The 14,806-nt window shown below is 39.0% G+C and carries 13 protein-coding genes; 7 read left to right on the top strand and 6 right to left on the bottom strand.

Annotation, left to right across the window (positions count from 1 at the left end):
• Positions 1–65 precede the first annotated feature (65 nt).
• Positions 66–632: a D-glycero-beta-D-manno-heptose 1,7-bisphosphate 7-phosphatase gene (gene gmhB, locus GWI59_RS06375; protein ID WP_161707046.1), complete on the bottom strand. Its 567-nt coding sequence runs from the start codon at positions 630–632 to the stop codon at positions 66–68.
• Between the two features lie 188 nt (positions 633–820).
• Here gmhB and metN point away from each other — a divergent pair, with 188 nt between their 5' ends.
• From metN to proS, 6 genes are all read left to right on the top strand, one after another.
• The gene (metN, locus tag GWI59_RS06370; protein ID WP_072064245.1) at positions 821–1,852 is read left to right on the top strand and encodes a methionine ABC transporter ATP-binding protein MetN; all 1,032 of its coding nucleotides are present in this window, start codon (positions 821–823) and stop codon (positions 1,850–1,852) included.
• Positions 1,845–2,498, top strand: coding sequence for a methionine ABC transporter permease MetI (locus GWI59_RS06365; RefSeq protein ID WP_109848126.1), 654 nt, complete (start codon positions 1,845–1,847; stop codon positions 2,496–2,498). Before metN ends, GWI59_RS06365 begins: the two co-directional genes overlap by 8 nt.
• Positions 2,499–2,564: 66 nt before the next feature.
• Positions 2,565–3,380 (top strand): MetQ/NlpA family lipoprotein, encoded by an 816-nt coding sequence (locus GWI59_RS06360; RefSeq protein ID WP_006535867.1) that lies wholly within the window; start codon positions 2,565–2,567, stop codon positions 3,378–3,380.
• A gap of 130 nt (positions 3,381–3,510) precedes the next feature.
• On the top strand, positions 3,511–3,921 hold the full coding sequence (rcsF, locus tag GWI59_RS06355) for an Rcs stress response system protein RcsF (protein ID WP_082147373.1): 411 nt from the start codon (positions 3,511–3,513) through the stop codon (positions 3,919–3,921).
• A complete protein-coding gene (gene tsaA, locus GWI59_RS06350) occupies positions 3,918–4,625 on the top strand; it encodes a tRNA (N6-threonylcarbamoyladenosine(37)-N6)-methyltransferase TrmO (protein WP_109399926.1) in 708 nt (235 codons plus the stop codon). The genes rcsF and tsaA overlap by 4 nt, the downstream gene beginning before the upstream one ends.
• A 207-nt stretch (positions 4,626–4,832) precedes the next feature.
• Positions 4,833–6,548, top strand: a complete 1,716-nt coding sequence (gene proS / locus GWI59_RS06345; protein ID WP_161724273.1) for a proline--tRNA ligase — start codon at positions 4,833–4,835, stop codon at positions 6,546–6,548.
• A gap of 78 nt (positions 6,549–6,626) precedes the next feature.
• Here the strand turns inward: proS and nlpE are convergent, their stop codons facing one another.
• Complete coding sequence (gene nlpE, locus GWI59_RS06340; RefSeq protein WP_006535872.1) at positions 6,627–7,307, bottom strand: envelope stress response activation lipoprotein NlpE; 681 nt, start codon at positions 7,305–7,307, stop codon at positions 6,627–6,629.
• 260 nt (positions 7,308–7,567) lie between these two features.
• Here nlpE and rof point away from each other — a divergent pair, with 260 nt between their 5' ends.
• Entirely contained in the window at positions 7,568–7,828 is a 261-nt protein-coding gene (rof, locus tag GWI59_RS06335) for a Rho-binding antiterminator (protein WP_006535873.1), read from the top strand.
• A 33-nt stretch (positions 7,829–7,861) separates the two neighbouring features.
• Here rof and tilS read toward each other — a convergent pair whose 3' ends face one another.
• The 4 genes from tilS to dnaE all read right to left on the bottom strand — a co-directional run bounded on the left by tilS (position 7,862) and on the right by dnaE (position 14,799).
• Positions 7,862–9,193, bottom strand: coding sequence for a tRNA lysidine(34) synthetase TilS (gene tilS / locus GWI59_RS06330; protein ID WP_115065590.1), 1,332 nt, complete (start codon positions 9,191–9,193; stop codon positions 7,862–7,864).
• Between the two features lie 167 nt (positions 9,194–9,360).
• Positions 9,361–10,104 (bottom strand): SDR family NAD(P)-dependent oxidoreductase, encoded by a 744-nt coding sequence (locus GWI59_RS06325; protein WP_161671171.1) that lies wholly within the window; start codon positions 10,102–10,104, stop codon positions 9,361–9,363.
• A gap of 240 nt (positions 10,105–10,344) precedes the next feature.
• Positions 10,345–11,304 carry an acetyl-CoA carboxylase carboxyl transferase subunit alpha gene (gene accA / locus GWI59_RS06320; RefSeq protein ID WP_072064253.1) on the bottom strand — a complete coding sequence of 320 codons (960 nt, stop codon included), beginning with the start codon at positions 11,302–11,304 and terminating at the stop codon, positions 10,345–10,347.
• A 12-nt stretch (positions 11,305–11,316) separates the two neighbouring features.
• A complete protein-coding gene (gene dnaE, locus GWI59_RS06315) occupies positions 11,317–14,799 on the bottom strand; it encodes a DNA polymerase III subunit alpha (protein ID WP_109848123.1) in 3,483 nt (1,160 codons plus the stop codon).
• Between the last annotated feature and the right edge of the window lie 7 nt (positions 14,800–14,806).

The following is a 14,806-nucleotide window of genomic DNA, read 5'->3' as shown; positions in this document are numbered from 1 at the left end:
TTTCTGAGGCTGGCAATAGTTTTTTTAAAAAAAATGTTTGTTTGTTGGTAAATTAAACGAAGTGCCTATTTTTTGTGGCTTTTTAGCCATTTTGGCAAGTCTGCAAGGCTATCGAGAACAAAATCTGCACACTGTTGTGCCTCTTCAGTTATCTCTTTTCCTGTACGAACAAGAATTTTATGCCCCACTTCTGCAGCTTTTGCCGCCAACATATCTTCTTTTTTATCGCCAACCATATAAGAAGAAGCCATATCTATATTTAATTGTGCTTTCGCATCCATAAACATACCTGAAGCGGGTTTGCGACAATCACATTCTTTCTTATATTCTTCTACAGTGGCGTCAGGATGATGGGGACAATAATAGATACCATCTAAATCAACCCCCCTATCAGCCAAAGACCAATCCATCCATTCAGTTAAATGTAAAAATTGATCTTCACTATAGTAGCCACGACCAATGCCCGATTGATTAGTCACGAGTACCAAGGCATATCCCATCGCTTTTAATTCAGCCATTGCCTCAATAACGCCATCGATAAACTCAAAGTTATCAATTTCAGACACATAACCATGGTCTATATTAATAGTTCCATCGCGATCTAAAAAAATCGCAGAAATCCCCTTGCTCACAACATTACTCCATTTAGACATTTTTATTAGTATCGCATGTTTTTTCTTATATAGAGAATGATATCCATAGCTTTCTTTATTACTCGTCAACTCTTTTTTATTGACTTGGACGTCTAGACGCCTTAACATCTATTTTAACTCGGGCAGAATAGTCTTTATGTCCCATATCTACTTATATAAAGAAAAACATGATTAAACTGACGAATATAAACAAAGTGTTTAAGCAGGGAGAGCGTTCAATACAAGCGCTATCAAACATTAACCTGCATGTACCACAAGGGCAGATTTTTGGTGTTATCGGATCGTCAGGAGCGGGTAAAAGTACATTAATACGTTGTGTGAACATGTTAGAAAAACCAACTTCAGGTGAAGTGCTTGTTGATGGTCGTGATCTCACTAAGTTATCTGATAAAGAATTAACAAAAGCACGTCGTGGCATTGGTATGATTTTCCAACATTTCAACTTACTGTCTTCTCGTACAGTATTTGATAATGTGGCTCTACCATTAGAACTTGATAATACACCACGTACTGAAATTAATAAGCGTGTTAATGAGTTACTTGAATTAGTCGGTTTGTCAGATAAGAAAGAGTATTATCCAGCAAATTTATCTGGTGGGCAAAAGCAACGTGTTGCAATTGCACGCGCATTAGCAAATTCACCAAACGTTTTATTGTGTGATGAAGCAACTAGCGCCCTTGATCCAGCAACAACACGTTCTATTTTAGAATTACTAAAAGATATTAACCGTCGTTTAGGCCTCACCATTTTATTAATCACTCATGAAATGGACGTTGTAAAACGTATTTGTGATCAGGTTGCAGTCATAAGTGGTGGTGAATTAGTTGAAAGTGATGCAGTGAGTGCCGTTTTCTCTCATCCCAAGACACCTGTTTCTCAGGCTTTTATCCAATCAACACTGCAATTGGATATTCCTGAAGATTACAAAGAACGTATGAAACCAGAGTGGGAGGAAGGGTTATTCCCATTATTAAAACTTGAATTTAACGGTCAATCAGTTGATGCACCATTAATGTCCATTGTTGCTCGTCGTTTTGACGCAGATATTAATATTTTAAGTTCACAAATGGACTATGCTGGCGGTGTTAAGTTTGGTGTGATGTTAGCTGAGCTACATGGTAAGAATGGTAATACTGAAAAGTCGATTGCGTTTTTAGAAGAGCATCATGTGAAAGTAGAGGTTCTCGGTTATGTCTGAAGGAATGATTTATTTATTAATTAGTGGGATCTGGGAAACCTTAGTCATGACCTTCGTTTCAGGCTTCTTTGGTTTTATCATCGGGCTACCACTTGGTGTTTTACTTTATGTCACTCGTCCTGAACAAATTATGGCAAATCCACCTGCCTATCGTGTGATCTCAGCACTTGTGAATATTTTTAGGGCTATCCCTTTTATTATCTTACTTGTATGGATGATCCCTTTTACTCGCTTGGTTGTAGGAACATCTATTGGCTTGCAAGCGGCTATCGTGCCATTAACTGTCGCTGCTGCACCTTTTATTGCTCGCATGGTCGAAAATACGCTATTGGAAATCCCACAAGGATTAATTGAAGCATCTCGTTCTATGGGTGCAACACCAATGCAAATCATTAAGAAAGTTTTATTACCAGAATCTTTACCAGGCTTGATTAATGCTGCAACTATTACACTAATTACATTAGTGGGTTACTCAGCAATGGGGGGAGCTGTTGGTGCAGGTGGTTTAGGTCAAATTGGCTATCAATATGGTTATGTTGGCTATAATGCAATGGTAATGAATATTGTCATTGTTCTACTCGTTATTCTTGTTTTTATCATTCAGTTTTTCGGCGATCGCTTAGTAAAGCTGACAACACATAAATAATTAGATTGAAGGTTTTAATTATTAAATCGAAACCTTTTAATTAACGGATCAAATAAGGGTAAATGTATGTCATTGAAATTTAAATCGCTCGCAGTCGTAAGTGCTTTAATTGGCGCATTAGCATTAGCTGGTTGTGGTGAAAAAGAAAAAGATCCAAACCATATTCGTGTTGGTGTTATTTCTGGCTCTGAGCAACAAGTTGCAGAAGTAGCAAAACAAGTTGCTAAAGATAAATATGGTCTTGATGTAGAACTCGTTACTTTCAATGACTTCGTCATGCCTAATGAATCATTAAGTCGTGGTGATATCGACATTAATGCGTTCCAACATAAACCTTATTTAGACCAACAAATTAAAGATCGCAATTACAAAATAACAGCTGTAGGAAATACATTTATTTATCCTATCGCGGGTTATTCTAAAAAGATTACTGATTTAGCCGATTTACCTGATGAAGCACAAGTGGCTATTCCTAATGATCCAACAAACTTAGGTCGCTCACTGCTGTTATTAGAAAAAGTTGGGTTAATTAAATTAAAAGATGGCGTAGGTCTATTACCTACTAAGCTTGATATTATTGAAAACCCTAAAAAATTACAATTAGTTGAATTAGAAGCACCGCAATTACCTCGCTCATTAGATGATCAAAAAATCTACTTAGCAGTAATTAACACTACTTATGCAAGCCAAGTCAATTTAACACCAGCTAAAGACGGTATTTTCGTTGAAGATAAAGACTCTCCATATGTAAATATCATTGTTGCACGCGAAGATAATAAAGACAGTGAGAATGTGAAGAAATTTATTCAAGCTTATCAAACAGATGAAGTGGATAGTGCTGCAAATAAAATCTTTAACGGCGGTGCAGTAAAAGGCTGGTAATACGTCAATATTTAACTTAATTATAAAAAAGGCGGACATTTGTTCGCCTTTCTCTTTTTTACTTGGCTAATTTGCATTAAATTATAGCCGTTTAATTTTTGTATAGACAATAATAAAGAGGATATTACCCATGCACATGCGCTTGCTACTTCTTGGCATCATGGCGCTGTTTATGACAGGTTGTTCAATGCAGAATTCATCTGATGTTGATCAGTCTAAATTTACGGATATGCGTTTAAATAAACCTGGGCAACCACAAAAACCTAAATCACAAACTTTACCTTCAGTGCGTATCGTTGAAAAAACAGAAGATCTTTTAGGCGCTCCATTTAAAGATCTCGGTATTGTCGCCGGTGAGTCTTGTCGCCAAACATTACAGGATCCACCAGCAAGTTTGCCTATTGCTAAAAAAAGAATGGCAACAAAAGCAGCCTACAAAAATGCAAATGCCGTTTTGTTACATGAATGCCAAATTGTCACAGGCTTAGGTTGCTACCAATCTGCTATTTGTGAAGGCACTGCACTACTTATTACTAAATGAACACCTACCAAATGAATCCTATAGGGTATATTTCGAGCCCTTATAAAGAAAAATTTGCCGTTCCACGCCAACCTGGATTAATCCAGGATGGCGGCGGGCAACTTATTCTACATACACCTTATAATCACCCTGATACAGTTAGAGGTTTAGAGCAATTTAGCCACCTTTGGTTGATCTTTGTTTTTCATCAAACAGCACAACATGGTTGGCATCCACTCGTTCGCCCCCCTAGATTAGGCGGTAACGCCAAAGTTGGTGTATTTGCAACTCGCTCAACCTTTCGTCCCAACCCAATTGGTATGTCATTGGTTGAATTGAAAAAAGTAAATACCGAGAATCAATCTGTTATTTTAGAACTAGGTAGCCTCGATTTAGTTGATGGCACGCCTATTCTTGATATTAAGCCTTATTTACCCTTTGCAGAATCTCGCCCAAATGCAATTGCAGGATTTGCACAAGAAGCACCAGATAATGAAATGCCTGTTTTCTTTTCGCAGGTTGCATTAGAACAACTGCAACATTATGCGAACGAATATCCTCATCTTTCTCGTTTTATTACTCAAGTATTACAACAAGATCCTCGCCCTGCTTATAAAAAAAATGAGCAAAGTGATAGGATCTATGCGGTACACTTACTCGAATTTAATATTCGCTGGCAAGTGAATGAACAACAGACACTTGTTCTTAGTATAGAACCGCGATAACTTGCTATTATCTTCATTGATATTGCTATCATGAATAATCTAATCTGAGAGTCATTCGCATGTCTTTAGACAAATCAGATTGAAAAAAATGCTTTGCCCCTTTTGGCAGACCTAAGTCACTGGTAGACTAAAGTCCTTTTCTAATTATATTGATGTAGACTGGCGTGACAGTCAGCCTAAGTATTTTTGTTCTAATGGAACCTAATAATGCGTACTAGCCACTATTTGCTCTCTACTTTAAAAGAGACACCTGCTGATGCAGAAATTGTCAGCCACCAACTTATGCTTCGCGCAGGCATGATCCGTAAACTCGCATCTGGTCTTTATGATTGGATGCCGACAGGGGTTCGTGTTCTAAGAAAAATTGAAAAAATTGTTCGTGAAGAGATGGACAACGCTGGATCACTTGAGATTTCAATGCCCGTTGTTCAACCCGCTGACTTATGGCTAGAAAGTGGTCGCTGGGAACAGTATGGCCCTGAATTACTGCGTTTTTCAGACAGAGGCGAGCGCCAATTTGTTTTAGGCCCGACTCATGAAGAAGTCGTTACAGATATTGTTCGTAATGAAATTACCTCTTACAAACAACTTCCACTGAACTTATATCAAATTCAAACTAAATTCCGTGATGAAGTACGCCCTCGTTTTGGTGTTATGCGTTCTCGTGAATTTATCATGAAAGATGCTTACTCATTCCATATCTCTCAAGAGTCTTTACAAGAGACTTACGACAGAATGTACGAGGCTTACAGCAAAATTTTCTCACGTATTGGTTTAGATTTCCGTCCAGTACTTGCAGATACTGGCTCGATCGGTGGCAATGCCTCTCATGAATTCCAAGTTTTAGCAGACAGCGGTGAAGATGATATTGTCTTCTCGACTGGCTCTGACTATGCAGCCAATATCGAATTAGCAGAAGCAGTCATGCCTGCGACACCACGAACAGCTGCAACTGAAGAATTACGTTTAGTGGATACACCCAACGCTAAAACAATTGCTGAATTAGTCGAACAGTTCAATCTACCAATTGAAAAAACAGTTAAGACACTGATTGTTCATGGTACAAAAGAAAGTGGTCACCCATTAGTTGCATTATTAGTCCGTGGCGATCACGAGCTTAATGAAGTTAAAGCAGAAAAATGCGCTATCGTTGCATCACCTTTAACTTTCGCTACTGAAGCCGAAATACGCCAAGCTGTAAACGCAGGCCCTGGTTCACTAGGCCCTGTTAATCTACCACTACCCGTTATTATGGATCGTTCTGTCTCTGTAATGAGTGATTTCAGCGCAGGTGCAAACGTTGATGGTAAACATTATTTTGGTATCAATTGGGAGCGCGACCTGCCTGTTGCTGAAATTGCTGACATCCGTAACGTTGTTGAAGGTGATCAAAGCCCAGACGGCAAAGGAACGTTGCTAATCAAACGTGGTATTGAAGTTGGTCATATCTTCCAACTTGGCACAAAATACTCAGAAGCATTAAAAGCAACCGTACAAAACGAAGAAGGCCATAATCAAATCGTTACTATGGGTTGTTATGGTATTGGTATAACTCGTATCGTTGCTGCAGCTATTGAACAAAATCATGATGCACGCGGTATTATTTGGCCAGATGCGATTGCACCATTCCAAGTTGCTATTTTACCAATGAATATGCATCGTTCTTATCGTGTTAAAGAAGTTGCTGACAGACTTTATGACGAATTACGCGCTCAAGGTATTGATGTTCTATTTGATGATCGTAAAGAACGTCCAGGTGTCATGTTTGCTGATATGGAGCTTATCGGTATTCCACACACGATCGTAATTGGTGATCGTAACTTAGACAACAACCAAATCGAATATAAAGCACGTCGTAGTGATGATAAATCACTCGTCAATGTTGACGATGTCGTTGCTTTTATCAAAGAGCAACTCGCTTAATTATCAAGCCCTTTATTGAATAGCTTGATTAATAAAAAAAACCCGCTGATGCGGGTTTTTGTTTAGAAAAATAAAAATTTAACTTCTGCCGCTGCTGTGATTTCCACAAGAGCCATGGCGATTAAACCGAGGCTTCTCGTCTGTAACCACTAGTGCTCGATCAAATTGGCCATCTTCCATCGAAGGTCGAATACTGTAATAACCATTAACTTCGAGGTAAACAGGTGTTCCACCCTCAACACCGGTTGAGAAATAACCTTTTTCCAATTCAATGCCACTGGCTGCGTAAACGCGCCCTGATTGACAATCTTTAAACGTACCTGCATCGGCAAAATAGGTATATTCACCTGCAAGCTGTTTAGGCTGAACTTTAGCTAAGGTATAATTTAGCTCTGAATTAATAACGTTGCCATCAATATCAAGCATAACTAATTTATCTTCGCGAGGTAAATAATAGCTTTTCTCACCATAGCTATTAGTCAACGTCAGCTTATCTTTACCTAATACCCATGTTCCCGATTCAAAGAAACTACGTTTCTCATCAGGTAAACCTTGATAGCTTTGCTCCATAACATAAGAGCCATCTTGATTAACAAGAATTGTTGTGTCGATACCAGAGCAATCGGCACAAGGCAGAATACTGTTGTAAGTTTGGTCTACAATTTTTCCATCAAGTGACAAGCCAATATTATTTTGACAACCTGACAGTACAAATAACCCAGCAGCAACGGCTGCAAATAAAAATTTTTTCCCCATCATCAACTCCCTACATTCTGGGTACTTTTTAATAAATCATTTTCAATATAATTCTAACATTTTTTAAGATAAAAAGGGGCAATAAAACAAGCTTTAAGATAAATCACCCATAATGTTAATTATTTCTCAAATCGCTTCGAATAAAGCACTATTTCAGAAAATTATTATAATAACTATTGTGCTCACATCGAATAACAGCATAATGATTTTATTCTGAATTATTCACTGGCGACAACACCGCCACGAAAGAGTGGTGAGGGAATATGTCAACAAATACAGAATATCAACCAATTAACTGTGATGATTATGAGTATCTGGAGTTAGCATGCCAGCGTGGTTTAGCACTCCATATTGAATTACATGATGGTGAGCTTATTGAAGGCATTGCTGATGATCTTTTCTTAAGCAAAAGGGTTGAATACCTAAAAGTCAAAACATCTGAAGGCTCTAAAGATTTACGACTGGATGTTATTGCCAGTTTTTCTAATCCCGAACTTGGGACAATCATTATCAAATCGGAATAACCGAATAAAGAACAGCCGCCAACAGGCGGTTGTTCATTCATAAGCCTTTCGCCACTCAATAGTAATAGCGTGTTCTGATGTTGCTTTCCCCTCAAAAGTAACAAATGTGTCAATAGCTGCAATTAACGTATCATTATAATAAATTAATGGAATTCGTGTTCTACGCCAAGGCGCAACATCAAGCTCTTGCCAAATCTTTTTACTATGTCGAGCGTGCTCTCGCCCCACAATACGCAAAGATGCTTGTGTCAAACCAAAACGAACGGTGACTTTTTCATCCTTTGAAGGCGCTCTAACGGTATTTTTTCCTGTTGCAGTTGTTAGTGATAAAACCCCTAATCCACTAGGTAAAGACAGTGATTGAGTAAGTGGCCATTCAATAATTTTATTAACAGGATCATCGATTATTGGTACAAGATAAAGGCGTTGTTTATAACGTCTGACTTCATCTTGATAAAATTGTAACTTAGGCTCTGCATCAGCTTTGGCTAAAGCAACTTCTTGCCATAATCGTAAAATTTGTTGTCTAGAGGGCATGGCTTTATTATGTTGAGCGAACCAACGCCTTAATAACGCATTACGTTTTATCACACTACAAAGAGCAAGTTGCTTGATGTCTAAACTGTGCTCGCTATCCATTAAAGCGTTAAGTTCTGGCTCCAACAGCTCATCCAATAGGGCTTCTTGCTCACCACACAGTGCCGCACTACGAGTCACCGATTGCGAAAAATGGGGCCATCGTTGCGTTAATAATGGCATAACTCGTAAACGTAAAAAATTACGATCATAGCTGTCGTCTTGATTACTATCGTCCTCTATCCAATCTAGCTCTTGTTCAGTAGCATAAAATTCAATTTGCTCACGTGTTATATTTAGTAATGGTCGAAGTAAATAACTATTCTCAAACATCATTTTGGCAGGCATTGAGGAAAGTCCAGCAGGACCACTGCCTCGCTTTAAAGCTAATAAAAAAGTTTCAGCTTGATCATCTTGGTGCTGAGCAGTCACTAACACTTGCTGTGGCTGTAAATATCGGCGAAATGCTTGATAACGCGCCTCTCTTGCACCATTTTCAAGACCGCCTTCTTTAGGATCTACATTCACTTTTTCACTGATAAAATTAACACGCCATTGCTGACAACATTGTTTACAATGGGCAAGCCAATCATCTGCTTTGATATTTAATCCATGATGAATATAGATAGCCGTTAATTCTAAAGGTAATTGAAATTCATCACGTAAACGTACAAGCCCTTGTAATAAAACTGTAGAATCTACTCCGCCACTAAAACCCACCAAGATTTTAGTGAAAGGATCAATTTGTTGTTTGATTTCTTTAAGGAGCAAACCGTATTCCTGTTTCATTGTATCGTCATTTATCAGTGAATTCAGATGATTATGTTAAGCTTTTCTAACCGATTTTGCACGAATACAACGTAGCCCTGAAAAATAAATGTAAGATTTAAGACGTTGCATTTTTAATGCAGAAAATAAGGCAGAATAAACACCATTCTGCCTTAAATAAACATAATTTACGCAGTAAAACCACCATCGACCAAATAAGAGGCTCCAGTGACAAACGAAGCTGCGTCACTAGCCAAAAAGGCCACAACATTAGCCACTTCTTCTGGCGTACCAAGGCGACCAATAGGGTGCAGTGTCGCTAACTTTTGCTTATCGAACTCACGTTCATCTAATAAAGGTGTTTCAATATACCCTGGGCAAACTGCATTAACGCGAATACCTTTGTTTGCATAATCAATGGCAAGTGTTTGTGTCAGTAATTTAACCCCACCTTTTGACGCACAATAGGCAGGAAATTCGTGTTGACTAACAAAGGTGCAAATCGAACTGCAATTAACAATTGCACCTGACAAATCGTTTTTTAGCCAATATTGAATTGCTGCACGATTAATCAGAAAGAGTCCATTAAGATTAACATCTAATACCTCTTTCCATTTTTCATACTCTAATTTATCTGCGATGTTATCAGTTAAAATACCTGCATTAGCAAAAATAAAATCCAGCCGCCCATATTTATTTACCACATAATCAATAAGCTGTTCGTTATCTTTTTCACTTCTCACATCCATTTGTATAAATTCACCCGAAAACCCTTTTTCTTTTAGGTATTTTTCTGCTTTTTGCCCTCGAGCTAAATTACTGCCAGTGATAACAACTGATGCACCTAAGGATAAAAACTTTTCTGCAGAAGCTAAGCCAATCCCGCTACTACCGCCTGTAATAATTCCTACTTTTCCACTAAACGATATCATCGCATTTTCCTTATTAAAGAATTAAATGACCTTATAAAATAATAGCTATTGCTTATTATTCTTTTAGTGGAAATTAGAATTAATATTGTTTTTGAGATGGACTTAACATACTGATATATAATATGTTATTGTTAATATCACTTGGTTTAATTATCTCAATAGGGATAGTTTTCAGAAAATCAAAAAAAACCCCATGTGATTAACATGAGGTTCATCAGAATTGATTCGGATATAATTAGATCAGCAATAGCCGTATTCCATTAAACGTTGGTAACGACGATTTGTTAGTTCTTCTGATTCAAACGCATCTAATTCTACTAAATCAGATTGAATTTGCGCTTTTAATGAAGCGGCAATTTCATCATAGTGGCGATGCGCACCACCTAAAGGCTCTGGAATAACCGTATCAATTAGCTTAAGCTCTTTTAAACGGTTTGCAGTGATACCCATCGCTTCAGCGGCTAATGGTGCTTTATCTGCGCTTTTCCAAAGAATGGACGCACAACCTTCTGGTGAAATAACAGAATAAGTGCTGTATTGCAGCATATTCACTTTATCACCAACACCAATCGCTAATGCTCCGCCAGAACCGCCTTCACCAATAACCGTACAGATAATTGGTACATTAAAGCGTGACATTTCACGTAAATTACGTGCAATTGCTTCTGATTGACCACGTTCTTCAGCACCAACACCAGGATAAGCACCCGGAGTATCAATAAAGGTGATGATAGGAAGATTGAAACGTTGCGCCATTTCCATTAAACGCAGTGCTTTGCGATAACCTTCAGGTGCAGGCATACCAAAATTACGGCGGATCTTTTCTTTTGTTTCACGCCCTTTTTGATGTCCAATAACCATCACTGGACGACCATCTAAACGCGCAATACCACCAACAATCGCTTTATCATCAGCATAAGCACGATCACCCGCTAATTCTTGGAAATCAGTAAAAATACGATGAATATAATCCAGTGTATAAGGTCTTAATGGATGACGCGCAAGTTGTGCCACTTGCCATGCACCAAGATCTGAAAAAATCTTACGTGTTAACTCTAGGCTTTTTTCTCTTAAACGTGAGACTTCTTCATCGATATTGATATCGATTTTTTCATCATGTTGGCTAACTGCAGTGAGCGAATCAATTTTCGCTTCTAACTCGGCAATTGGCTGTTCAAAATCCAGAAAATTAAGACTCATAACATTCCTATTTTAGTCAAATTCTAATTCTACCTGCTCATTACCCAGCAGAGTTCGCAGATCCGTTAAAAGCATATCCGTTGGCGTAACACGCCAAGTCGCACCAAATCGTAAACGTGCACAGGCATCATGCTTTTCAAAATAAAGGTGAACCGGTATCGTGCCTGAACGATGAGGTTCTAAAACATCGCGAAGACGATTTAATAATTGCTCATTAATTTGCCTGTCCGATAACGAGATAGCAAGTCCTCGTGCATATTTTTCACGGGCTTCGTTGATATCCATAAGTTCGCGGACTGTCATTTTAAGCCCACCATTAAAATCATCAAAGCTGACCTGCCCAGTAGCAATTAAAATCTTGTCTTGTTCTAATAAATGTTGGTATTTATCCAATGCATCAGAAAATAACATAATTTCTAAGCGGCCTGAACGATCATCTAAGGTACAAACACCGATCCGATTTCCACGTTTCGTTGTGAATACTTTAGAAGCAAGTACTAAACCTGCTACCTTCACCATTTGACCACGAGGTGTTGGTACTAAATCTTTTAGACGCGTTCCTGCCGCATATCGTTCAATTTCTTTTAAATAACGCGTGATCGGATGACCTGTTAAATATAAACCTAAAGTCTCTCGCTCACCTTCTAAAACAACTTGGTCTGGCCATTTAGGTATATTGGCATAAGAGCGCTCAACTTGTTCCGGTGCTTCAGCTAACACACCGAACATGTCAGATTGCCCTATTGCTTCAGCTTTGGCATGTTGGTCTGCGGCTTTTAATGCATCTTCTAATGAAGACATCAAAGCAGCCCGATGGGGCCCCAGCTTATCGAATGCGCCTGACATTATCAGTTTTTCCATCACTCGGCGATTCAATTTTTTCGTTTCTGTTCTAGCACAGAGATCAAAAATATCTTTAAAGTGACCGCCTTGTTGACGCGCTTCTACAATTGCTTCAATTGGACCTTCACCCACACCTTTTATGGCACCAATACCATAAACGATTTCACCTTCATCATTTACATGAAAATGATAAAGTCCACTATTAATATCAGGAGGTAGAACTTTTAATCCCATTCTCCAACATTCGTCCACTAACCCCACGACTTTTTCGGTGTTATCCATATCTGCGGTCATTACTGCAGCCATAAATTCAGCTGGATAGTGGGCTTTTAACCATAATGTTTGATAGGAAACCAAGGCATAAGCTGCTGAGTGCGATTTGTTAAATCCATAACCGGCAAATTTCTCCACCAAGTCAAAGATTTTCATAGCTAATTCACCATCTACACCATTTTTGATAGCACCTTCTTCAAAAACAGAGCGTTGCTTTGCCATCTCCTCAGGCTTTTTCTTACCCATAGCCCGTCGCAACATATCCGCACCGCCTAGCGTATATCCCGCAAGAACCTGTGCAATTTGCATAACTTGTTCTTGATATAAGATAACGCCATAAGTAGGCTCTAAAACGGGCTGTAGACTTTCATGTTGCCACTTAACATCAGGGTATGAAATTTCTTCAACACCGTGTTTACGGTCAATAAAGTTATCAACCATACCTGATTGCAATGGTCCTGGGCGGAATAGGGCAACTAGTGCGATCATATCTTCAAAACAGTCTGGACGTAGTCGCTTGATAAGATCTTTCATGCCACGAGATTCTAACTGGAATACCGCGGTTGTCTCTGAGCGCTGCAACATGTCAAAACTGCGCTGATCTGTCAATGATATTGCTGAGATATCAACAGGTTCGAGAGACTTTTTAGCTCGTCGGGCATTAATCATCTCTAATGCCCAGTTAATAATGGTGAGTGTTCTTAAACCTAAGAAGTCGAATTTAACCAGCCCCGCGTATTCAACATCATTTTTATCAAATTGTGTAACAGGGTTATTTCCCTCGGCATCACAGTAAAGTGGTGCAAAATCGGTAATTTTCGTTGGTGATATAACAACACCACCCGCGTGTTTACCTGCATTACGTGTCACCCCTTCTAATTTACGAGCCATATCAATAAGAGATTTGACCTCTTCATCGGCTTCATAAATTTCAGGTAATTGAGGTTCTGCTGCAAACGCTTTTTCTAACGTCATTCCCGGATCAGGAGGAACCAGTTTTGAAATTCTATCAACAAAACCGTAAGGATGCCCTAAAACACGGCCAACATCGCGAATAACTGCTTTTGCCGCCATCGTACCAAATGTAATAATCTGAGATACGGCATCACGACCATACATTTCAGCAACGTGATCAATAACTCTATCGCGTTTCTCCATACAGAAATCGACGTCAAAGTCAGGCATCGAAACACGTTCAGGGTTAAGAAAACGTTCGAAAAGCAAGTCAAATTCAAGAGGATCAAGATCTGTTATTTTCAGCGAATAAGCCACGAGTGAACCCGCACCTGAACCGCGCCCAGGACCAACAGGAACACCGTTATCTTTAGACCACTGAATAAACTCCATCACGATAAGGAAGTAACCAGGGAATCCCATCTGGTTAATTACTTTCAGCTCGATATCAAGACGTTCATCATATTCAGGGCGTCTTTTTTTCCGCTCTTCGGGATCTGGAAATAAAAAGGCTAGACGCTCTTCTAAACCTTCTTGTGATTTTTTAACAAGGAAATCTTCGGTACTCATATTCCCTGTTGGAAATTGAGGAAGGAAGTATTCCCCTAAACGGATCGTGACATTACAGCGTTTAGCGATTTCAACACTGTTTTCTAGTGCTTCAGGTATATCAGCAAATAATTCACACATTTCTTCTTCTGTGCGCATATATTGCTGAGGACTATAATTCTTAGGACGTTTGGGATCAGATAACGTAAAACCATCATGAATTGCGACACGAATTTCATGTGCGTCAAAGTCATCACTATCGAGAAAACAGACATCATTGGTTGCAACGACAGGCAGGCCTTTTTCAGAAGCCAGCGCAACAGCTTCATGAAGATAAGTTTCCTCATCAGTACGACCTGTACGAATAAGTTCTAGATAATAACTATCGGGAAAATGAGTTTGATAATACTCAAGACACTGATCAACTAAAGCCCGATTCCCTCGAAGTAGAAACTTCCCGACATCCCCCATTCTACCACCAGAAAGCAACAAGAGACCTTCTTTATAGGTTGTTAGCCACTCTTGTTTAATCGTTGGTCCCGCAGCTCCATAACCGTGTTTGTAAGCTTCTGAAATCAGTAAAGTAAGATTTTGGTACCCTACATTATTGCGTGCAAGAATAGTGAGATGAGCATATTCATCACCTAATAATTCTGTTTCAAGGTAAACATCAGCACCAATGATAGGTTTAATGCCCGCACCATGTGCAGCACCATAAAATTTCACTAATCCACATAAGTTAGTGAAATCAGTAATCGCAAAAGCAGGCATTCCCAGCGAAGCCACTTTCTTCACAAGAGGCCCTGTTTTTGCCAATCCATCGATCATTGAATAATCGCTGTGTACCCTAAGATGGATAAAACGAGGATCTGCCATAGTATTT

Source organism: Proteus sp. G2673, assembly GCF_009915125.1.
GTDB classification, from domain to species: Bacteria; Pseudomonadota; Gammaproteobacteria; order Enterobacterales; family Enterobacteriaceae; genus Proteus; species Proteus penneri.
The sequence above is the reverse complement of the archived record's forward strand: the minus strand, read 5'-3'. Positions and strand labels throughout refer to the sequence as shown.